The organism is Geomonas ferrireducens, assembly GCF_004917065.1.
GTDB classification, from domain to species: domain Bacteria; phylum Desulfobacterota; class Desulfuromonadia; order Geobacterales; family Geobacteraceae; genus Geomonas; species Geomonas ferrireducens.
The window spans coordinates 203167-223348 of the sequence record NZ_SSYA01000002.1; the positions used below are offsets into that span (position 1 = coordinate 203167).

A 20182-nucleotide genomic window follows, 5' to 3' on the forward strand; every position below is an offset into this window, starting at 1 on the left:
ACGTTGAACCTTGAACGGGTTTAGGAGGGTATAAAGATGAATCTTCTGATAAAAGGCGGGCGGGTGATCGATCCTTCGCAGGGGATCGACGAGACCATGGACATCCTCATCGCGGACGGCGTCATCCTGGAGTTGGGAAAGGGGCTCGGCTCCCCGGAAGGGTTCCAGGTGATCGACGCTTCCGGCCTACTGGTGACCCCGGGACTCATCGACATGCACGTGCACCTGCGCGATCCGGGCCTCGAGTACAAAGAGGACATCGCCACCGGTAGCCGCGCCGCTGCGGCGGGCGGGTTCACCTCGGTCGCCTGCATGCCGAACACCTCTCCGGTGATCGACAACAAGGCGGTTGCAAGCTACGTGGTCAACAAGGCCATGAGTGAGGCACTGGTGAACGTCTTCCCGGTCGGTGCCATCACCAAGGGAAGCAAGGGTGAGAGCCTGGCCGAGATGGGCGACCTGAAAGAGGCCGGCTGCGTCGCGGTTTCCGACGACGGCAAGCCCGTTTGCAGCACCGAACTCATGCGCCGCGCCCTCGAGTACGCGAAAGGGGTCGGCATCACCGTGATCTCCCACTCCGAGGATCTCGCTCTGGTCGGCGAAGGGGTGATGAACGAAGGGTTCGTCTCCACCGAGCTCGGCCTCAAGGGGATCCCCTGGGCTGCCGAAGACATCGCCGTGGCCCGCGAGGTGTACCTGGCTGAGTTCGCCGGCGCACCGGTTCACATCGCCCACATCTCAACCGTAGGCTCCGCGCGCATCATCAGAAATGCCAAGGCGCGCGGCGTGAAGGTCACCTGCGAGACGGCGCCGCACTACTTCACCCTGACCGACGAGGCGGTGCGCGGCTACAATACCAACGCCAAGATGAACCCGCCCTTGAGAAGCGACGCCGACGTCGCCGCGATGAAGGCAGGTCTTGCCGACGGCACCATCGATGCCATCGCCACCGACCACGCTCCGCATCACCTGGACGAGAAGGACGTCGAGTTCAACCTCGCGCTGAACGGCATCGTCGGCCTTGAGACCTCGCTGCCGCTCTCCCTGAAGCTCGTCGAGGAGGGGGTGCTGGACCTTAAAGGGCTCGTCTCGGTAATGTCGTGCAACCCAGCCAAAATCCTCGGTATCGACCGCGGCACCCTGAGGGCTGGCGCGGTGGCCGATGTCACCATCATCGATCCGGCGAAAGAGTGGGACGTCGATGCGGCGAAGCTTGAGAGCAAGTCGAAGAACTCCCCGTTCATCGGCTGGAAGGTGAAAGGGAAGGCGGTGTACACCGTCGTCAAGGGTCAGGTGGTGTACCAGGCGTAATACCTCTCCACACTCCTCCCCTCGGAGGGGGGAGGTCGGGAGGGGGGAAGGGGTGAAGTTGGTTGGAAGGAGATGCTACGCATCCCCCCTCCCTGTCCCTCCCCCTCCGGGGGCGGGAACCAAATTTCACCGGAAGAGACCACAGAGAAGATACGCGCCTCTTGGCGCGGCAGAAATATAAACGGATTCGGGAGAAGATACATGAAAGCAGTACTGGCTCTGGCGGACGGCCGGATTTTCAAAGGGAAGGCCTTCGGCGCAACGGGCGAAACGAGCGGCGAGGTGGTGTTCAACACCGCCATGTCCGGCTATCAGGAAGTGCTCACCGACCCCTCGTACAGGGGGCAGATGGTCACCATGACCTATACCCAGATCGGCAACACCGGGATCAACCCCGAGGACATCGAGAGCAACCAGCTCTACCTCTCCGGCTTCATCGTCCGCGAGTACCTCGACTGCTACTCGAACTACCGCGCCACCATGAGCCTTGATGCCTACCTGAAGGAAAACGGCGTGGTCGGCATCCAGGGGATCGATACCCGCGCGCTCACCCGGCACCTGCGCGACAAGGGCGCCCAGAACGGCATCATCTCCACCGTCGACTTCGACCCGGAGAGCCTGGTAAAAAAGGCGCGCGCCATTCCGTCCATGTCCGGCCTCGATCTCGCCACCGGCGTTACCTGCGATAAGCCCTACCACTGGACCCAGGGACTGTGGGACCTGCAGACAGGATACCCCGAGGTGGACCGCAAGGATCTCCAGTACAAGGTGGTCGCCTATGACTTCGGCATCAAGCTGAACATCCTGCGCTGCCTGGTTTCCGCCGGCTGCGACGTGACCGTCGTTCCTGCCACCTTCCCGGCCGAGTCGGCACTCGCCATGAACCCGGACGGCATCTTCCTCTCCAACGGCCCGGGCGACCCGGAGCCGATGAAGGAAGTAATCGAGATCATCAAGAAGTTCGTGGGCAAGAAGCCGATCTTCGGCATCTGTCTCGGCCACCAGCTGCTCGGCCTGGCCCTTGGCGGGCGCACCATCAAGCTCAAGTTCGGCAACCACGGCTCCAACCTCCCGGTCATGGACATGGCGACCAAAAAGGTGGAGATCACCGCGCAGAACCACGGCTTCTCGGTCGACATCCTCTCGCTGCAGAACGTGGCAGGGCTCGCCCACGAGAACCTGAACGACCAGACCGTCGAAGGAATGGCGCATAAGACGCTCCCGATCTTCTCGGTGCAGCATCACCCCGAGGCGTCTCCCGGACCGCACGACTCCCACTACCTGTTCAACAGGTTCGTGGAGCTCATGGAGAAGCATAAGGCGTAGAAGGACGCGTCCTCAGGTTCATGAAATATCTGGAACTATATGAAAGCGGCGAGCTGACCCGGCGCATAAAGGCCGCCTACGCCCGCCTCGCAGCATGCGACATCTGCCCCCACGCCTGCGGCGTGAACCGCCTGGCGGGAGAAACGGGGCTTTGCGAAAGCGGCAAAGAGGTGCGTATCGCCTCCGCCAACGTGCACCGGGGGGAGGAGCCGCCGATCTCCGGAACCCGGGGCTCCGGCACCATCTTCCTGTCGGGCTGCACCCTGAACTGCAAGTTCTGCCAGAACTTCCCGATCAGCCAGCTTAGAAACGGAACCGATCTGACGGTGGGGCAGTTGGCCGACAAGATGGTGGGGCTGCAGAAAAAGGGCGTGCACAACATAAACTTCGTCACGCCGACCCATTTCACGCCGCAGATCCTGGCCGCCCTCTACCTAGCCATCCGCAAGGGGTTCAGGATTCCCATCGTGTGGAATACGAGCGGTTACGAGAGCCTCGAGACCATTGAGCTTCTGGACGGCGTGGTGGATATCTACCTGCCGGACATGAAGTACTGCTCGAATGAAGTGGCGGTAAGGCTCTCCGGCGCCAAGGGGTACACCGAGGTGAACCGGCGGGCGCTTCCGGAGATGTTGAGGCAGGTTGGGCATCTTCAGTGTGACGATGACGGTATCGCGGTGCGCGGCCTGATCGTGCGTCACCTGGTGCTGCCTAAGGGGCAGGCGGGGAGTCCGGAAACCCTCGCGTGGATCGCGGAGAACTTAGGGACCGAGACCCACATCGCACTGATGAGTCAGTACTTCCCGGCGCACGCCGCCGCGCAGACGCCGGGGATAGAGAGAAGGATCACCCGCGAAGAGTACGCCGAGGCGGTCGACGCCCTGGAAGAACTGGAGCTGGAAAACGGGTGGGTACAGGAAGAACCGGAGTGAGCAGCCGTTCAACGTTCTACGTTCAACGTTGAAGCAAAGTCATTCGATTTCCTGGCAATGGAACCGTACGGCTTCCTTAGCAAGGAAAGCAATTTTAACGCAGAACGTTGAACGCTGAACGTTGAACGTTTTTAGATTAAGAGGGAGATTTAAATGCCTAAACGCACAGACATCAAGAAGATCCTCATCATCGGCGCGGGCCCGATCGTCATCGGCCAGGCGTGCGAGTTCGACTATTCGGGCACCCAGGCCTGCAAGGCGCTCAAGGAGGAAGGGTACCAGGTGGTCCTCCTGAACTCTAACCCGGCGACCATCATGACGGACCCGGACTTCGCCGACGCCACCTATATTGAGCCGGTCACACCGGAGGTCCTCGCGAGGATCATCGAGAAGGAACGCCCGGACGCGGTGCTGCCGACCCTCGGCGGGCAGACCGCCCTCAACACGGCGGTTGCTGTGGCCGAGAACGGCACCCTAGACAAGTTCGGGGTGGAACTGATCGGTGCGAAACTCCCTGCCATCAAGAAGGCCGAGGACCGCACCCTGTTCAAGGAAGCGATGGTGAAGATCGGCCTCGATATCCCGAGGTCGGGGCTCGCGCACAACTACCAGGAGGCCATGGACGTGATCAAATACGTCGGCTTCCCGACCATCATCCGCCCCTCCTTCACCCTGGGCGGCACCGGCGGCGGCATCGCCTACAACATGGAAGAGTACGAGCGCATGTCCATGGCCGGCATCGAGGCTTCCCCGACCGACGAGATCCTGGTCGAAGAGTCCCTGATCGGCTGGAAGGAGTACGAGCTCGAGGTGATGCGCGACACCGCGGACAACGTCGTCATCATCTGCTCCATCGAGAACTTCGACGCCATGGGCGTGCACACCGGCGACTCCATCACCGTGGCGCCGGCGCAGACCCTCACCGACAAGGAGTACCAGATCCTGCGCGACGCCTCGCTCAAGATCATCCGCGAGATCGGCGTCGACACCGGCGGCTCCAACATCCAGTTCGGCATCAACCCGAAAAACGGCCGCCTCATCGTCATCGAGATGAACCCGCGCGTCTCCCGCTCTTCGGCGCTCGCCTCCAAGGCGACCGGCTTCCCTATCGCGAAGATCGCGGCGAAACTCGCCGTCGGCTACACCCTGGACGAGATCACCAACGACATCACCAAGGAGACGCCGGCCTGCTTCGAGCCGACCATCGACTACGTGGTGACCAAGATCCCGCGCTTCACCTTCGAGAAGTTCCCGGCTGCGGACGCGACCCTCACCACCCAGATGAAGTCGGTGGGTGAGGTCATGTCCATCGGCCGTACCTTCAAGGAAAGCTTCCAGAAGGCGCTTCGCTCCCTGGAGATCGGCTCCTGCGGCTTCGAGTCCCGCTTCTTCGGCGTAGGCGGCGACACCCGCCGGGCGCTTTCCGAAAAGGAACGCACCCTGCTGAACGACAAGCTGCGCACCCCCAACTGCGATCGCCTCTGGTATGTCGGCGACGCCTTCCGCTGCGGCATGACCGTGGAAGAGATCTACGCACTCACCGCGATCGATCCCTGGTTCCTGCACAACATCCGCCAGATCATCGAGATGGAAGAGTGCCTGAAGCAGGCCGACATCAAGGACAAGTCCGGCGAAACGCTGCGCGACACCCTCTGGGACGCCAAGCGCTACGGCTTCTCGGACAAGTATCTTGCCCAGCTCTGGAAGATCACGGAAGGGGAGGTGCGTGAACTCCGTCTTTCCCTCGGCGTGAAGCCCGTCTTCAAGCGGGTCGACACCTGCGCCGCAGAGTTCGTCGCCCACACCCCGTACCTTTACTCGACCTACGAGGAGGAGTGCGAGGCCGACGTGACGAACCGCAAGAAGATCATCATCCTGGGCGGCGGACCGAACCGCATCGGCCAGGGGATCGAGTTCGACTACTGCTGCGTGCACGGCGTCTTCGCCCTTGCCGAGGACGGCTACGAGACCATCATGGTCAACTGCAACCCCGAGACCGTCTCCACCGACTACGACACCTCGGACCGTCTCTACTTCGAGCCGCTCACCTACGAAGACGTGCTGAACATCGTCGACGTCGAGAAGCCGACCGGCGTCATCGTGCAGTTCGGCGGCCAGACCCCGCTGAAACTCGCCGTCGCCCTCGAGAAGGCGGGCGTTCCCATCATCGGCACCTCGCCGGACGCCATCGACCGCGCCGAGGACCGTGAGCGCTTCCAGGAGATGCTGCAGAAGCTGAACCTGCGCCAGCCCGAAAACGGCACCGCGCGCTCCTTCGAGGAGGCTGAGGTCGTCGCCGAGCGCATCGGGTACCCGGTCGTGGTGCGTCCCTCCTACGTTCTGGGCGGCCGCGCCATGGAGATCGTCTACGACGTGGAGAACCTGCGCCGTTACATGCACACCGCGGTGCAGGCCTCCCCCGAGCACCCGATCCTCATCGACAAGTTCCTCGACGAGGCGATCGAGATCGACGTCGACGCGCTTTGCGACGGCAACATCGCCGTAATCGGCGGCATCATGGAGCATATCGAGGAAGCCGGCATCCATTCCGGCGATTCCGCCTGCTCGCTCCCCCCTTACTCCATTTCCCAGGAGATCGCCGACGAGATCAGGCGCCAGACCAAGGTGATGGCGCTGGAGCTCAACGTCAAGGGGCTCATGAACGTCCAGTACGCCGTGAAGGACAACGATATCTATATCATCGAGGTCAACCCGCGCGCCTCCCGCACCTCGCCCTTCGTTTCCAAGGCGACCGGCAGGCCGCTCGCGAAGATCGCCGCCCGCGTCATGGCCGGCAAGACCCTCACCGAGCTCGGCGTCACCGAAGAGATCATCCCCGAGCACATCTCGGTGAAAGAGTCGGTCTTCCCCTTCGCCAAGTTCCCCGGGGTCGACACCATCCTCGGACCCGAGATGAAATCGACGGGCGAGGTCATGGGGATCGGCGAGACGTTCGCCAAGGCCTACGCGAAGGCGCAGATGGGGGCCAATGTAAAGCTTCCCACGGCCGGTAAAGTGTTCATATCAGTGAAGGACGCGGACAAAAAACATATTGTCAGCGCAGCCAAAAGACTGTATGATCAGGGCTTCGAATTGGTCGCCACCCGCGGTACCGCGACCTACCTGCAGGACAGGGGTGTCAAGGTGCAGGTGGTGAACAAGGTGCTTGAAGGGCGTCCCCACATAGTGGACATGATCAAGAACAACGAGATCTGCATGGTCATCAACACCACGCACGGTGCCCAGGCAGTCGCCGATTCATATTCGATCCGCAGGAACACCCTGATCAACAACGTAGCCTACTACACGACAGCCTCCGGGGCGCGAGCCGCGGCGGACGGCATCATAGCTATGTCGCAGTCCAAGCTGGAAGTGAAATCGATTCAGGATTATTTGAAGTAACTGACCGGGGAGCGTCGAGTTGACGCTCCCTTTGCAAATCCAGCTAGCAGTGCAACGGGGGGGCCGCCAGGCCCCCCTATAAGTTCACAAGGAGCAGAAGCGATGTCTCAGACCGTTCCATTGACCAAGGAGAGTTACGAGGCCCTCCAGGAGGACCTGAAACGCCTTATTAAGGAAGAACGCCCGAAGGTGATCCAGGATATCGCCGAGGCGAGGGCGCACGGCGACCTTTCCGAGAATGCTGAGTACGATGCGGCCAAGAACCGTCAGGGTTTCATCGAGGGGCGCATCCTGGAACTGCAGGACAAACTGGCGAGGGCATACGTCGTTGACCTCTCCAATCTGAAGCCGGACAAGGTCGTTTTCGGTGCCACGATCACCATGTACGACACCGCCACCGAGGAAGAAGTCACCTACAAGATCGTCGGCGAGGACGAGGCCGACATCAAGCTGGGCAAGATCTCCTGTACCTCCCCGGTAGGAAAGGCGCTCATCGGGCACAAGCTGGACGATACCGTCCGCGTCAGTGTTCCCTCCGGCATGAAGGAATACGAGATCATCGAGATCCGCTACGAGTAGATATACCGATCGTCTCGCGCTGCGCAGCGTGGCGTCGCGCGGCAGACGGCTTGACCAAAAGGGCGGGACGCTCCCGTCGGGTAACGCAAACCAAACGCTTCGCGCGTAACAGGAGGATTTACATGGCTCAGGTAACCAAGGATATGACTTTTGCCGCAGTGATGAGGATGCACCCGGACGTCGTCAAGGTGCTTGCCAAATACAACCTCGGCTGCATCGGCTGCATGGGCGCTCAGAACGAGTCCCTGGAGCAGGGATGCGCGGCCCACGGCATCAACGTGGACGACATCGTCAACGACCTCAACAAGATCTTCGCTTAACAACAACGGCGCCCGGTGGAAGCAACCGCCGGGCGCTTTCCTTTTTCTCCCATGCCGATCATAACACTCGCGCCAGACGGGTCCCTCCAACTTCCGGAAGAGCTCAGGAATGCCCTGCAGCTGCGTCCGGGTGACCGGGTCAGCGTCGAGGTTGTCGACGGCGCCCTGCGCGTCAGCAGGCAGGTTCCAGCAAAAGACGCTGCAAAGCCCAAGGCAAGCGCCACCACTGCGCAGCCTCCCACGCCGTTGAAAGCCACTCCCGCAACCTTGTCACTGCCGGAAGAGTTGAAAACCCCAATGACCGCCATCAAAGGGGTGGGGCCAAAGCTCGCCGATCTCTTTGCAAAGAAAGGGATCGTGACGGTCGAGGACGCCCTCTACCTGCTGCCGCATCGCTACGAGGACCGCCGCCAATTGAAGCGGATCGCGGAACTGCGCCCGGGGAACAGCGAGGCCTTCTTCGCCACCGTGGTATCCGCCGAGGCGCAGGTCACCAAGGGGGGGCGGCGTTACTTCGAGGCTATCGTCAGGGACGAGACCGGCAGCATGCCGCTCAAGTGGTTCAATTTCCAACCAAACTTCCTGAAAAAGCAGTTCACGCCGGGCCGACGCGGCATCTTCATCGGCGACGTGCACCAGTTCGGCTTTCAGCGCGAGATGCATCACCCCGAGGTTGAATGGGCAGGGGAGGGGGAGGGTATCGAGCAGGTTATGGCGCGCGACCCCGAGAATTTCGGCCGCATCCTCCCCGTCTATCCGCTCACCGAGGGGGTGAGCCAGAAGGTGATGCGCCGCATCATGCGAGAGGCGGTGCCGCGCTACAGCCGTTACGTGAAGGAAGCGCTGCCCGAGGCGATGCTGCACCGGCATCACCTTTTGAGTCTTCCGGTGGCGCTGAGGGAGGCGCACCAGCCCGATCCCGCGGCCGCGATAGCCGAGATGAACAGCGGCCGCTCCAAAGCGCACCGATCGCTCGCCTTCGACGAGCTTTTCTTCCTGCAACTTGGGCTCGCCATGAAAAAGCGGGGCATCGCGCTCGAGGACGGCATAAGCTTCCAGGTGACGCACCGTTACACCAAGGAGCTTTTGAAGCTCCTTCCCTTCAGCCTTACCGGCGCACAGAAACGTGTCCTCTCCGAGATCAAGGAGGACATGATGGCGCCGCACCCGATGCACCGCCTTGTGCAGGGGGATGTCGGCTGCGGCAAAACGATCGTGGCCCTCATGGCAGCACTCGTCAGCGTCGAGAACGAGTATCAGGTGGCCATCATGGCCCCGACCGAGCTTCTAGCCGAACAGCACTACCTGAACATCCACCGCTTCTGCGAACAGCTCGGCATCACCGTTGCGCTTTTGACCGCCAGCATCAAGGGTAAGGGTGACACGCTGGACAAAATCGCCTCCGGCGAGACCCGGATCGTAGTCGGCACGCACGCCATGATCCAGGATAAGGTGGAGTTTCACCGGCTGGGACTCGGCATCATCGACGAACAGCACCGCTTCGGCGTGGTGCAGCGCGCTCTCCTGAAGAAGAAGGGAGGGAATCCCGACATCCTCGTCATGACCGCTACCCCAATCCCGCGTACCCTTTCCATGACTGTCTTCGGCGATCTCTCCCTCTCCGTAATCGACGAGCTTCCCCCGGGGCGTACTCCGATCGAGACCCGGATGGTGCGCGAATCGCGTCGGCGGGAGGTTTACTCGTTGGTGCGCGAGGAGGTGCAGAAGGGACGACAGGCCTACGTTATTTATCCCCTCGTCGAGGAATCGGAAAAGATCGACCTGAAGGCTGCCGTTCAGATGGCCGATCACCTGGCGCAGGAGGTTTTCCCGGACCTGCGCGTCGCCGTTCTCCACGGCCGGATGAGTGCCGCCGAGAAAGAGGCGGTGATGAAAGGATTCAAGGCGGGGGAAACCGACATCCTCGTCTCCACTACGGTAATCGAGGTAGGCATCGACGTCCCCAACGCGACGGTGATGGTGATCGAGCACGCCGAGCGTTTCGGCCTGTCGCAACTGCACCAGTTGCGCGGCAGGGTAGGGCGCGGCAGCGAGCGCTCGCGCTGCATCCTGCTCGCCGGGGACAGGCTCTCCGAAGACGGGCAGAAACGGCTCGAGGTGATGGTCAAGAGTTCGGACGGCTTCGTCATCGCCGAGGCGGACCTGCAGATCCGGGGGCCTGGAGATTTCCTTGGTACCCGTCAGGCGGGGCTTCCCGAGTTGCGCGTGGCGGACATCCTGCGCGACGGCGGTGTTCTAGAACAGGCAAGGAAAGAAGCCTTCGCACTGGTGGAGCATGATCCGGAGTTGAGCATGCCGGGGCACGAAAGGCTGCGTGGAGAGTTGATGCTGCGCTGGGGCGGCAGGCTGGAACTCGCTTCTATCGGGTAGTCTTTCCAAGAGGCAACTTTGACGATGATGTTCGAAAAGCACGGTGCGCCGCACTCCGTGCTTTTTCTGTAAGGAAGGAGAAAGCTGTGGACAGTTCCCCCGTCTGTTCGGTTCAACTGGCAAATGTGTCGTATTTCGGGCGGCGGTCCGATGGTGGACGCGTGCGTCTGCTCGATTCGGTTTCCTTTTGCGCGAAGTCCGGCGAAATTACCGCCATCATCGGCCCTTCCGGCGGCGGCAAGAGTACTCTCATCCGCCTGATCAACCGTCTGACCGAGCCGGGCGAAGGTCGCATCGAACTTGACGGAAAGAATATAGCGACGCTTGACCCCCTTGAGCTTAGGCGCCTGGTGGCTCTCGTGCCGCAGAAGCCTTTCATGTTCGACGGGACGGTTCTGGACAACCTGCAGATGCCCTTCAAGTATAGGCAGGCGACTCCTCCCGAGGCGGGCAGCGCCGAGGTTCTGGATGTGTTGTCGTCCGCCAAACTGGACCCGGAACTGCTGGAGCGAGACGCCCGTTCCTTGAGTCTTGGTCAGCAGCAAAGGGTCGGTGTCGCGAGGGCTTTGATCACCAGACCTCAAGTTATTCTTTTGGACGAGCCAACGAGTGCGCTTGATCGCAGGACGTCGGACGAACTGGCTTCTACCCTGCGAGAAATCAGCCACGGGAAGAGTATCACCATGATCATGGTGACGCATGATCTGCGCCTGACCCAAAAGGTAGCCGACTACTGTTTCTACCTTGAGGCGGGGCACATCCTGGAAGAGGGGAGGGCTGCGGAACTCCTGACTCACCCGAAGACGGCGGCATTGAGAGCCTTTCTCTCTGAACCGCTCGAACAGGAGGGGTAAATGGACAATCAGGGATTGGTGAATTTAAGCCTGCTGGACCTGCTCGTGGCTTATGGCTTGGTGCTTGTCGCGGTTGTGCTCGCCCGGTTGAAGAGGGTAGGGCAGGAAGGGCAGATGCTGTGGGCCTCGTTGCGCATGGTGTTCCAGCTTCTTGCCGTCGGGTATCTGCTGCACTTCATCTTCGCGGTGAAGAGTCCGCTGCCGGTGCTCGCCATACTGCTTCTGATGGGAGTCTTCTCCCTGCAGGTCATCGGCGGACGCATCAAGACGAAGGTCCCGCGCTTTTACCGCGTGGTCGGCATCTCGCTTCTCATCGGCTGCGGCAGCGTCACCTTTCTTTTTTGCACCCTCGTGGTGCATTACTCGCCTTGGTACGATCCGCGCTACCTGATTCCGCTTGCCGGGATGATCATCGGCAACTCTATGAACGGGGCGAGCCTCGCTGCGGAGCGGCTCGGGTCCGAGATGCGGGAGCGACGTGAGGAGATCGAGACCGCCCTTTGTCTGGGGGCGAGCGCGCGCCAGGCGTCGAGGCCTGCGCTACGAAACGCGTTCAAAGCGGCTATCATGCCCACGGTCAACACCATGGCAGCCATGGGGATTGTCTCCCTGCCGGGAATGATGACCGGGCAGATCCTCTCCGGGACGGAACCGATGGTAGCGGTGCGTTACCAGGTTGCCATTATGTGTGCCATCACAGGAGCCGTGGCCATAACTGCCTACCTCATCGTCCTCCAAGGCTACCGGCGTTATTTCACGAGAGCGCACCAGTTGGATTTCGACGAAGGGCGCACTTGAGCTGATGGAAGTCCGCGGGAGCGGATTTTTAAGCGGCTGTTTTTGTTGCGAATGCGCGTCGATTGAAAGATTTGGCTTCAAATCTGTCAAATGTTTTCAAAAGTTGAAAGATTTGGAGGCAAATTTGTTAGATTTGGACCTAAACTTGTTAAGTTTTGAGGCGAACTGATCAAGTTTTGAACAAAATCTGTCGGTTTTGGGGTCGAATCTGTGTGATTTCGGGTAAAACTTGTCAGATTCGGGTGCAAATCTGTCATATTTTGACCCAAATCTGACAAGTTTGGACCAAAATCTGACAAGTTTGGATCTGAATCTGACAACTTCCCCCGAAGCAGGGGCAGCATCTCGTAATTCCGGTGCGTTACGAGATGCTGGGGGGGGCGGACGCTGGAGTTGGGAACAGTTCGGAGTTGAAAAGAGAGGGGGCGCCGGAATCACGGCGTCCCCTTTGTTATTCAGGCGACCGAGGCCTTGATGTCGGCGACGAGCCGGGCGACTTCTTCCACCTTGGTGTCCCAGGAGCACATGAACCGTGCGCCTCCGGAGCCGATGAAGGTGTAGAAGTGCCACCCCTTGGCGCGCAAAGCCTCCAGCGCCTCCGGTGCCATTTCGAGGAAGACCGAGTTCGCCTGGCTTTCGAACATGATGCGCACCTGGGGGATTTTCTTGATCTCGTTGGCTAGGAGCCTCGCGCAGCTGTTGGCGTGAGCCGCGTTCCTGAGCCACGCTCCGCTGTCGAGCATGCCGATCCAGGGGGCGGTGAGGAAGCGCATCTTCGAGGCGAGTTGGCCGGCCTGCTTGCAGCGGTAATCAAACTCGTGGGCGAGCTCCTTGTTGAAGAAGACCACCGCTTCACCAACGGCAAAGCCGTTCTTGGTTCCACCGAAGGTAAGGACGTCGACGCCTGCCTGCCAGCTGATCTCCTTGGGGGCGACGTTCATGGAGGCGACCGCGTTCGCGAACCGTGCGCCGTCCATGTGCACTCTCAGGTTGTACTTCCTTGCTAGCTCGGCGATTCCCTGCAGCTCGTCGAGAGAGTAGAGCGTCCCAAGTTCAGTCGCCTGGGTGATGCTCAGGGCACGGGCCTTAGGGTAGTGGATGTCGCTGCGCTTCGTAATGGTATGCTCGACGGCGTCGAGGTTGATCTTGCCGTTTTCACCGGGAACCAGCAGCACCTTGGTACCGTTTGAGAAGAACTCGGTGGCGCCGCACTCGTCGGTTTCTATGTGCGCCATCTCGTGGCAGACGATGGAGTGGTATGACTGGCACAGCGAGGCGAGGGCAAGAGAGTTGGCCGCGGTGCCGTTGAAAACGAAAAAGACCTCGCAGTCCTTCTCGAACACTTCGCGGATCTTTTCGCACGCTTGTGCGGTCCAGCGGTCATCCCCGTAGGAGCTGGCGAGTCCGCTGTTCGCCTCGGCCATCGCCTGCCACGCCTCGCTGCAGATCCCTGCGTAGTTGTCGCTGGCAAAATGATGCTTGAGCTCGCTGTGGTCTCCCGAGTTGATCATAGTTTCCCCTTCTTACGCGGCATGAGCCGCACGTGCGTTTGATGGAGTCTGGCCGGACTGAAAGAATTATTACAACCACGAAACTCTGTCAACAGCCAAGTGAGGTCAACCTTCCACGGCGACCGTGACGGCGTCATCGCTTTGGGTGCCGTCAGGGAGCAGTTCAGAAACGATCATCCCCGCGAGGATGAGGGCCGCTCCGACCAGGCCGAAGACGCCGAGCCGTTCTCCGGCGGCGTAATACGCATAGGCCGCGGCGAAGACCGGTTCGGTACAGAAAATGAGCGCGGTGTGGGCAGGGCTGATGAACTTCTGCATGGTGGTCTGCACCAGGAAGGCGAAGATGGTGGCGATCAGCACGCAGACCACCAAGGTCCAGAGAAGTTCCGGGTGCCAGATGAAGACCTCCTTGCCGCGAAATGACGCGGAGGCCAGACTCAGCAGGCCGACCACGGTAAGCTGCAAGGTGGTGAGGAGGTAGACGTCGTTACCGTCATGCCGGGCGAAGTGGCTCGTGTAAAGAAGGTGCAGCGCAACACAGGCGCCACATATGGCACCAAGGATGTCGCCCCGGTTGAAGCTGAGGCTGCCGTCGCTGCAGAGAAGGAAGAGGCCGGGGGTGGCGAGACCTACACCCCACCTGATGCCGTTGCCGATGGGATGCCTGAAAATCGCTGCGCCGAACAGCGGCACGAGCAACACGCTGAGGCCGGTAAGAAAGCCGGTATTCGAGGCGCTTGTGTACTTCAAAGCAACGGTCTGAAAGGCGTAGGAAGCAAACAGCAGGACTCCGAGGATAGCGCCATGGCTTAAGGTTCTGGAGGTGATCTTATTGACTCGAATCAAGGCTAGAGGGAGCATGATCGCAGTAGCCAGAAGGAAACGCTGAGCCAGAAAAACGAATACGTCTACTTGGCTGATTGCGTCCTTCACCACCGTGAAGGTGACACCCCAAAAGAACGTCGTTATCAAAAGCAGTATACCAGCGCGAATTTTTTTGACAGATCCCAAAGTAATTTTGACCCCATAAAACCTTGAATTCACTAAATTGTGGTATGACAAGTTAACATGAGCTTAAAACTAGCGCAATCCCTAATTAATAAGTGGTTGACAAGAGGGTGGAATACCTTTAAAAGTATGCGGCGATAAAGCTCAATGGTGTACTCCGCCTAATATTAAACCCGATTAAGGAGGAAACATGAAATCACTTCGTATTATGACTGCAGTACTGGCTCTCGGGCTCTGCGTTGTGTCCGCGGCATTCGCCGCTCCGAAGAAGGCGATCACCGTCGCGTCCGACGCGACCTGGCCGCCGATGGAGTTCGTGGATGCCAACAAGAAGGTCGTTGGTTTCGACATCGACTTCATCAACGCCGTAGCCAAAGAGGCTGGTCTTCAGGTTACCGTAAAGAACACTGCTTGGGACGGCATCTTCGCCGGTGTTGAAGCCGGCCAGTACGACGCCATCATTTCCTCGGTTACCATCACCCCGGAGCGTCAGGCGAAGTACGATTTCACCATTCCTTACGTACAGATCGGTCAGATCCTCGTTGTTCCCAAGGCCGAGAAAGGGACCAAGATCGCTGACCTGAAGGGCAAGAAGCTCGGCGCCCAGATCGGCACCACCGGCGCAATGGAGATCAAGAAGGTTGCCGGCGTTGAGCTGAAGACTTATGACGAAGTGGGTCTGGCTTTTGAGGACATGGCTGCCGGCCGCATCGCCGGTGTCGTCTGCGACGAGCCTACCGCCATCACCTACGCGCTGCAGAAGAAAGAGTACAGCAGCAAGTTCAAGATCGTCGGCAAGTCCTTCACCAAGGAAGCCTACGGCATCGTCGTGAAGAAAGGAAACAAGGACCTGGTCGCACAGCTCAACAAGGGCATCGCAGCCGTCCAGAAGAAGAAAATAGACGCACAGCTCAAGAAGAAGTGGCAGCTTAAATAACACCTAAAAAAAGCTCCTGCGGAATGAATGGTCTCATATTGGCCGCTTCTGCAGGAGCTTTCTTCGATTTAGGGCAGCAGGGTCCGAGCAGCAAATACACAAGCCGACAAGAAATGCCGGCGCAGGACGGTCAGAAGAAAGCATGAGTATCGAAGCAAAAAAGCAAATCATTGATGTAGGGGACGGCGCGGCCATCCCCCGTAAGAGCGACCGCGGCCTATTCACCGCGTGGCGCATCGCGTTTTTCGGCGCCATCGGCACCATCTCTTACCTGGCTTACTCCAAACCCGACCCGTACCTCGAGATTCTCAAGTTCGTTCCCGACGGCATCGCAGTTACCTTCAAGGTGACCCTCGGGGCGATCCTTCTGGCCATCGTCATCGGCCTCATCACCGGTTTGGGCCGTATCTCCAAAAATCGCTTATTCAACGGCATCGCTTCACTCTACGTCGAGATCATCCGCGGTATCCCGCTGTTGGTGCAGATCTTCTATATCTACTATGCACTCGGCAATATCGTGAAGGTCCCCGCCATCCTTTCCGCCATCATCGCCATGGCCGTTTGCTATGGCGCATACATGGGTGAGGTGGTCCGTGCGGGGATCGAATCGATCGCCAAGGGGCAGCGCGAGGCGGCTCTCTCTCTCGGGATGAACGGCCGTCAGGCCATGGTCCACGTTATTCTGCCGCAGGCGGTCAAGGTCATCCTGCCGCCGGTAGGCAACGAGTTCATCGCACTTTTGAAGGACTCCTCGCTCGTCTCCATCATCGCCGTCGCTGACCTTCTGCGTCGGGGCCGCGAGTACGCCTCCGAATCCTTCACCTATTTTGAGACCTACACGGTCATCGCGCTGATTTACCTGATCATCACCTTGTTCTTCTCGAAGATCATCGGCGTTATGGAGGAGCGTGTCAGTGTCAACAAATAACCGCAGGAAAATGGTAGAGGCAAAGGAGATCATCAAGGTCTACGGTTCTTTCCGTGCCCTTGATCGGGTCTCTCTGGATGTGTACGACGGCGAAAAGGTGGTCATCATCGGTCCTTCCGGGTCCGGAAAGTCCACGCTGCTTCGTTCCATTAACCGTCTCGAGGAAATCGATCGCGGCACCATCGTCGTCGACGGCATGGACCTTTACGACCCGAAAACGGACATCACCAAGGTGCGCGAAGAGGTGGGGATGGTGTTCCAGTCCTTCAACCTGTTCCCGCACAAGACCGTGCTCGACAACCTGACCCTCGCCCAGATCGTGGTACGCAAGCGTTCCAGGCAGGAGGCTGAGGAGAAGGCTATGGTGCTTCTCGAGCGCGTAGGCCTCGCTTCCAAGGCAAAATCGTACCCGGGCAAGCTCTCCGGCGGGCAGCAGCAGCGTGTTGCCATTGCGCGCTCGCTCGCCATGGAACCGAAACTCATGCTCTTCGACGAGCCGACCTCTGCGCTCGACCCGGAGATGATCGGTGAGGTTCTCGACGTCATGAAGGATCTTGCCAAGGAAGGCATGACCATGGCCGTTGTAACGCACGAGATGGGTTTCGCGCGCGAGGTGGCGGACCGCGTCATATTCATGGACGCTGGTCGCATCGTGGAGGAGGGGACGCCAGAGCACTTCTTCACGCAGCCAACGCACGAGCGCGCCAAGTTGTTCCTGAGCCAGATTTTGTAATTTAGCTGGCCCCTGCGTCAGTAGGGGCCAGTTTTTGTATCCGGTGTAATTTACTTCAGCAACAGGAAAGGGGTGATAGGTCTTTTTCTGACTTACCGTAGTACCGTTTCACAAGCTGGAATTGCAATTCACTAAAACAACGAGGAGGCAGTAATGAAGAACAAGAAGCTTGTAGTTGCAGTAGCAGCAGCTCTCACCGCAGCATCCGCAGTCCCCGCTCTCGCTCTGGAGAACCAGTTCACCGGCTCGTTCACCACCTTCTTCGACACCGGCAACTTCGCAGGCACCGGTGTCGTCACGGACGACGCTCCGACCTCCAACTATTTTGTGCAGCGTCTCCGTCTCGGCTACACCGCCAAGGCTGACGACCATGTCAAACTGGTCACCAAGTTCGAGTTCGACTACAACTTCTGGGGCAACAGCTCCTATGAAAACGCTCGTGGCGGCGGCGGGGCTCTCGGTGCCGATACCGTCAATATGGAAACGAAACACATCTATCTCGACCTGAACTACCCGACCATCAACGCGAAGATCGGTATGCAGCCTGTTTCCGACGCCTTCAAGGGAGTCGTGTTCGATGCCGACATGGCCGGTATCGTGCTTTCTCACGAGTACTCCAACGCGACCGTAACTGCTGGCTACTCCCGCTTCCATGATTCCGCTGATGGCAAAGAAGCCGCTCCCGGCGTCAATGCTCTCGGCAGCAAGACCTACGACATGTACCTCCTCGACGGCAAGTACACCGTCTCGAAGGAATTCACCGTGGGCGCAGCATACTACTACATCAACGACAACCACACCCCCGGAACATACACCCTCTACACCGACTCCAAGGTGCACACCCTCGGTCTTAACGCCGCAGGCGTAATCGGTCCAGTCTCCCTCGACGGCTTCGCAGTGAAGCAGTTCGGCGATCTGACCACCGGCGTAGATGCCAAAGGTTATGCCCTCAACGTTGGAGCCAAGATGGCCCTTGCCGGCGGCACCGCTCGTACCGAGTTCCTATACGTTTCCGGCGGCAAGAACGCCTTCTACGTTCCCTCTTCCGATCAAGGCTTCACCGAAGGCGGTCAGTTCTACAACTCCGAAATGACCATGCTCGGCCGCGACAAGTGGGCTACCACCATCGACAACGCCATCATCTACGACGTGAACAACAACGGCGAAGGCGTAATTATGGGTACCGTTGGTTACGACTACAACTTCACCGACAAGATCTCCGGTGCTGCTAACCTTGGCTTTGCTGCTGTTGCCAAAGATGCTGGTGTTGCTAGGCATGCAGGCGACAGCGACTATCTTGGTACCGAAATCAACGCCGAGTGCTACTACAAGCTTTCCCCGAACGTTACTCTTGGCGCACGCGGTGGCTACGTAGTTGTGGGTGATTACTTCGCTAAAGACGCAGACAACCTCTGGGACATGAAAGCCCTCGTAAACTACAGCTTCTAATTCATGATCTCTCCCCGGTACATTCTGGACCGGGGAGAGAATCTTCAGTGTCACTGTCTTGACAAAGGTATAGTGACCACTAGACTCTGTTGACGTACTGTAACTTGGCGACAATGTAATCAATCAAACTAAGGAGGTACCTGCATGAGCTTTAAGAAGATGAGCGCATTGCTTCTCGTGGCAATGCTCGCAGTCGGCGCGTTCGGCTGCAAGAAGAAAGAAGAGGCCGCTGCACCCGAGGCCGCCAAATCGGCCGGCAACACCGTGAAGATCGGCTTCCTCGGCGCCCTCACCGGCGACGTCGCCATGTTCGGCAAGCCGACCCTCGAAGGCATGAAGATGGCTGCCGACGAGGTCAACGCTGCCGGCGGCGTGCTCGGCAAGAAGATCGAGATCGTCGAGGCTGATAACCGCGGCGACAAGCAGGAAGGCGCTTCGGTTACCCAGAAGTTCATCTCCCGCGACAACGTCACCGCCATCGTCGGCGACCCGACCACCGGCATCACCAAGGTTGCCGCTCCGATCGCACAGAAGGCAGGCGTAGTCCTCCTCTCCGCCGGCGCCACCGGCCCGGGCGTAGTTGAGGTAGGCGACTACATCTTCCGCGACACCCTGCTCGACTCCATCGCCATCCCGGCCTGCATCGAGTACTTCGCGAAAGACCTCGGCTTCAAGAAGGTTGCCATCGTAACCTCCGACAACAACGACTACTCCGTTGGTCTCTCCCAGACCTTCCGCGACGCGGCCGCCAAGGTTTCGTCCATCAAGATCGTAGCCGACGAGAAAGTGAAGGACGGCGACAAGGACTTCTCCGCCCAGATCACCAACATCAAGGCTAAGAAACCGGACGTCATCCTGTTCTCCGGCTACTACACCGAAGGCGCCCTCATCATGAAGGAAGCGCGCAAGCAGGGCCTCAAGGCTCCGATGTTCGGCGGCGACGGCCTGTTCTCCCCGAAATTCATCGAGTTGGGCGGCCCGGCCGTCGAGGGCTCCATGTCCGCTCTTGGCTTCTCCACCGAGCAGGCATCCCCGGCTACCGCCAAGTTCATCGAGGCGTTCAAGGCCAAGCACAACGGCGAGCTCCCGGGCCTCTTCGACGCCCAGGGCTACGACGCTGTGATGCTCCTCGTCGACTCCATGAAGCGTGCTAACAGCGTTGACGCGAAAACCTTCAAGACCGCTCTGGCACAGACCAAGAAGTTCGAAGGCGTTTCCGGCACCATCAGCATGCAGGCAAACCGCGAGCCGATCAAGAGCCCGCTCAGCCTTCTGTACGTCAAGGACGGCAAGTTCGTCCTCAAGGCAAAAGTCCCCGTCAAGATGGACTAATGCCTGACATTGCAGTACTAAGCGGCCCCGTTTCGGCGGGGCCGCTTTTTTTGTGCAAACCGTATAGGCTTCAACGCAAAGACGCAAAGCCGCGGAGGCGCAAAGGTAAACCTTCAAGCAAACCGTTTAACAGCTTGCCTTCTCTTTGCGGCTCCGCGTCTTTGCGTTGTGGTTTTAGTGTCTTTGCCTTAGTCTTTGCCGTTACCGATTACCCTTGACAACTGGCATAGGAAAAATTATATTTCGTACCATTAAAGGGGAGTAGTTATCGGCCGGAGACATGGCCGACCCGAGTTTCGTCAATACGGTCGCAAGACCCGGAACCGGGGCAGACATCCTGTCAACAAGACCTTTATCCTGGTAATTATGCC

16 protein-coding genes are annotated in these 20182 nt (G+C 59.3%); 14 read left to right on the forward strand and 2 right to left on the reverse strand.

Annotated elements, in window-relative coordinates; genetic code table 11:
- The first annotated feature begins 36 nt into the window (after positions 1 to 36).
- From E8L22_RS09765 to E8L22_RS09805, 9 genes are all read left to right on the forward strand, one after another.
- The gene (locus tag E8L22_RS09765) at positions 37 to 1311 is read left to right on the forward strand and encodes a dihydroorotase (protein WP_136525009.1); all 1275 of its coding nucleotides are present in this window, start codon (positions 37 to 39) and stop codon (positions 1309 to 1311) included.
- A 201-nt stretch (positions 1312 to 1512) separates the two neighbouring features.
- Entirely contained in the window at positions 1513 to 2637 is a 1125-nt protein-coding gene (gene carA, locus E8L22_RS09770; protein WP_136525010.1) for a glutamine-hydrolyzing carbamoyl-phosphate synthase small subunit, read from the forward strand.
- 20 nt (positions 2638 to 2657) lie between these two features.
- Complete coding sequence (locus tag E8L22_RS09775) at positions 2658 to 3569, forward strand: radical SAM protein (protein ID WP_136525011.1); 912 nt, start codon at positions 2658 to 2660, stop codon at positions 3567 to 3569.
- Between the two features lie 153 nt (positions 3570 to 3722).
- Positions 3723 to 6971: a carbamoyl-phosphate synthase large subunit gene (gene carB / locus E8L22_RS09780; RefSeq protein ID WP_136525012.1), complete on the forward strand. Its 3249-nt coding sequence runs from the start codon at positions 3723 to 3725 to the stop codon at positions 6969 to 6971.
- A 102-nt stretch (positions 6972 to 7073) separates the two neighbouring features.
- Complete coding sequence (greA, locus tag E8L22_RS09785; RefSeq protein WP_136525013.1) at positions 7074 to 7550, forward strand: transcription elongation factor GreA; 477 nt, start codon at positions 7074 to 7076, stop codon at positions 7548 to 7550.
- 122 nt (positions 7551 to 7672) lie between these two features.
- Positions 7673 to 7870, forward strand: a complete 198-nt coding sequence (locus E8L22_RS09790; RefSeq protein WP_135870286.1) for a DUF1858 domain-containing protein — start codon at positions 7673 to 7675, stop codon at positions 7868 to 7870.
- Positions 7871 to 7921: 51 nt separating this feature from the next.
- Positions 7922 to 10261, forward strand: a complete 2340-nt coding sequence (gene recG, locus E8L22_RS09795) for an ATP-dependent DNA helicase RecG (protein WP_136526076.1) — start codon at positions 7922 to 7924, stop codon at positions 10259 to 10261.
- A gap of 161 nt (positions 10262 to 10422) precedes the next feature.
- Positions 10423 to 11115 (forward strand): ABC transporter ATP-binding protein, encoded by a 693-nt coding sequence (locus E8L22_RS09800; protein ID WP_246044605.1) that lies wholly within the window; start codon positions 10423 to 10425, stop codon positions 11113 to 11115.
- On the forward strand, positions 11116 to 11913 hold the full coding sequence (locus E8L22_RS09805) for an ABC transporter permease (RefSeq protein ID WP_136525015.1): 798 nt from the start codon (positions 11116 to 11118) through the stop codon (positions 11911 to 11913).
- A gap of 455 nt (positions 11914 to 12368) precedes the next feature.
- Here E8L22_RS09805 and E8L22_RS09810 read toward each other — a convergent pair whose 3' ends face one another.
- Both E8L22_RS09810 and E8L22_RS09815 read right to left on the reverse strand, forming a co-directional pair.
- Positions 12369 to 13424: a threonine aldolase family protein gene (locus E8L22_RS09810; protein ID WP_136525016.1), complete on the reverse strand. Its 1056-nt coding sequence runs from the start codon at positions 13422 to 13424 to the stop codon at positions 12369 to 12371.
- A gap of 105 nt (positions 13425 to 13529) precedes the next feature.
- A complete protein-coding gene (locus E8L22_RS09815) occupies positions 13530 to 14468 on the reverse strand; it encodes a DMT family transporter (RefSeq protein WP_281282944.1) in 939 nt (312 codons plus the stop codon).
- Positions 14469 to 14622: 154 nt separating this feature from the next.
- Between E8L22_RS09815 and E8L22_RS09820 the strand changes: the two genes are divergently transcribed.
- From E8L22_RS09820 to E8L22_RS09840, 5 genes are all read left to right on the forward strand, one after another.
- Complete coding sequence (locus tag E8L22_RS09820; RefSeq protein ID WP_136525019.1) at positions 14623 to 15369, forward strand: basic amino acid ABC transporter substrate-binding protein; 747 nt, start codon at positions 14623 to 14625, stop codon at positions 15367 to 15369.
- Between the two features lie 142 nt (positions 15370 to 15511).
- Positions 15512 to 16297, forward strand: coding sequence for an amino acid ABC transporter permease (locus tag E8L22_RS09825; RefSeq protein WP_136525020.1), 786 nt, complete (start codon positions 15512 to 15514; stop codon positions 16295 to 16297).
- The gene (locus tag E8L22_RS09830; RefSeq protein ID WP_162604817.1) at positions 16284 to 17030 is read left to right on the forward strand and encodes an amino acid ABC transporter ATP-binding protein; all 747 of its coding nucleotides are present in this window, start codon (positions 16284 to 16286) and stop codon (positions 17028 to 17030) included. Before E8L22_RS09825 ends, E8L22_RS09830 begins: the two co-directional genes overlap by 14 nt.
- A gap of 153 nt (positions 17031 to 17183) precedes the next feature.
- Positions 17184 to 18479, forward strand: a complete 1296-nt coding sequence (locus E8L22_RS09835; RefSeq protein WP_136525022.1) for an alginate export family protein — start codon at positions 17184 to 17186, stop codon at positions 18477 to 18479.
- 144 nt (positions 18480 to 18623) lie between these two features.
- Positions 18624 to 19811 carry an ABC transporter substrate-binding protein gene (locus E8L22_RS09840; RefSeq protein WP_136525023.1) on the forward strand — a complete coding sequence of 396 codons (1188 nt, stop codon included), beginning with the start codon at positions 18624 to 18626 and terminating at the stop codon, positions 19809 to 19811.
- Positions 19812 to 20182: the final 371 nt, after the last annotated feature.

Bases quoted from the DNA above. Each gene is read 5' to 3' on its own strand.
- E8L22_RS09765 (WP_136525009.1), top strand. From the start codon at position 37: ATGAATCTTCTGATAAAAGGCGGGCGGGTGATCGATCCTTCGCAGGGG.
- carA (WP_136525010.1), top strand. From the start codon at position 1,513: ATGAAAGCAGTACTGGCTCTGGCGGACGGCCGGATTTTCAAAGGGAAG.
- E8L22_RS09775 (WP_136525011.1), top strand. From the start codon at position 2,658: ATGAAATATCTGGAACTATATGAAAGCGGCGAGCTGACCCGGCGCATA.
- carB (WP_136525012.1), top strand. From the start codon at position 3,723: ATGCCTAAACGCACAGACATCAAGAAGATCCTCATCATCGGCGCGGGC.
- greA (WP_136525013.1), top strand. From the start codon at position 7,074: ATGTCTCAGACCGTTCCATTGACCAAGGAGAGTTACGAGGCCCTCCAG.
- E8L22_RS09790 (WP_135870286.1), top strand. From the start codon at position 7,673: ATGGCTCAGGTAACCAAGGATATGACTTTTGCCGCAGTGATGAGGATG.
- recG (WP_136526076.1), top strand. From the start codon at position 7,922: ATGCCGATCATAACACTCGCGCCAGACGGGTCCCTCCAACTTCCGGAA.
- E8L22_RS09805 (WP_136525015.1), top strand. From the start codon at position 11,116: ATGGACAATCAGGGATTGGTGAATTTAAGCCTGCTGGACCTGCTCGTG.
- E8L22_RS09810 (WP_136525016.1), bottom strand. From the start codon at position 13,424: ATGATCAACTCGGGAGACCACAGCGAGCTCAAGCATCATTTTGCCAGC.
- E8L22_RS09820 (WP_136525019.1), top strand. From the start codon at position 14,623: ATGAAATCACTTCGTATTATGACTGCAGTACTGGCTCTCGGGCTCTGC.
- E8L22_RS09825 (WP_136525020.1), top strand. From the start codon at position 15,512: ATGAGTATCGAAGCAAAAAAGCAAATCATTGATGTAGGGGACGGCGCG.
- E8L22_RS09835 (WP_136525022.1), top strand. From the start codon at position 17,184: ATGAAGAACAAGAAGCTTGTAGTTGCAGTAGCAGCAGCTCTCACCGCA.
- E8L22_RS09840 (WP_136525023.1), top strand. From the start codon at position 18,624: ATGAGCTTTAAGAAGATGAGCGCATTGCTTCTCGTGGCAATGCTCGCA.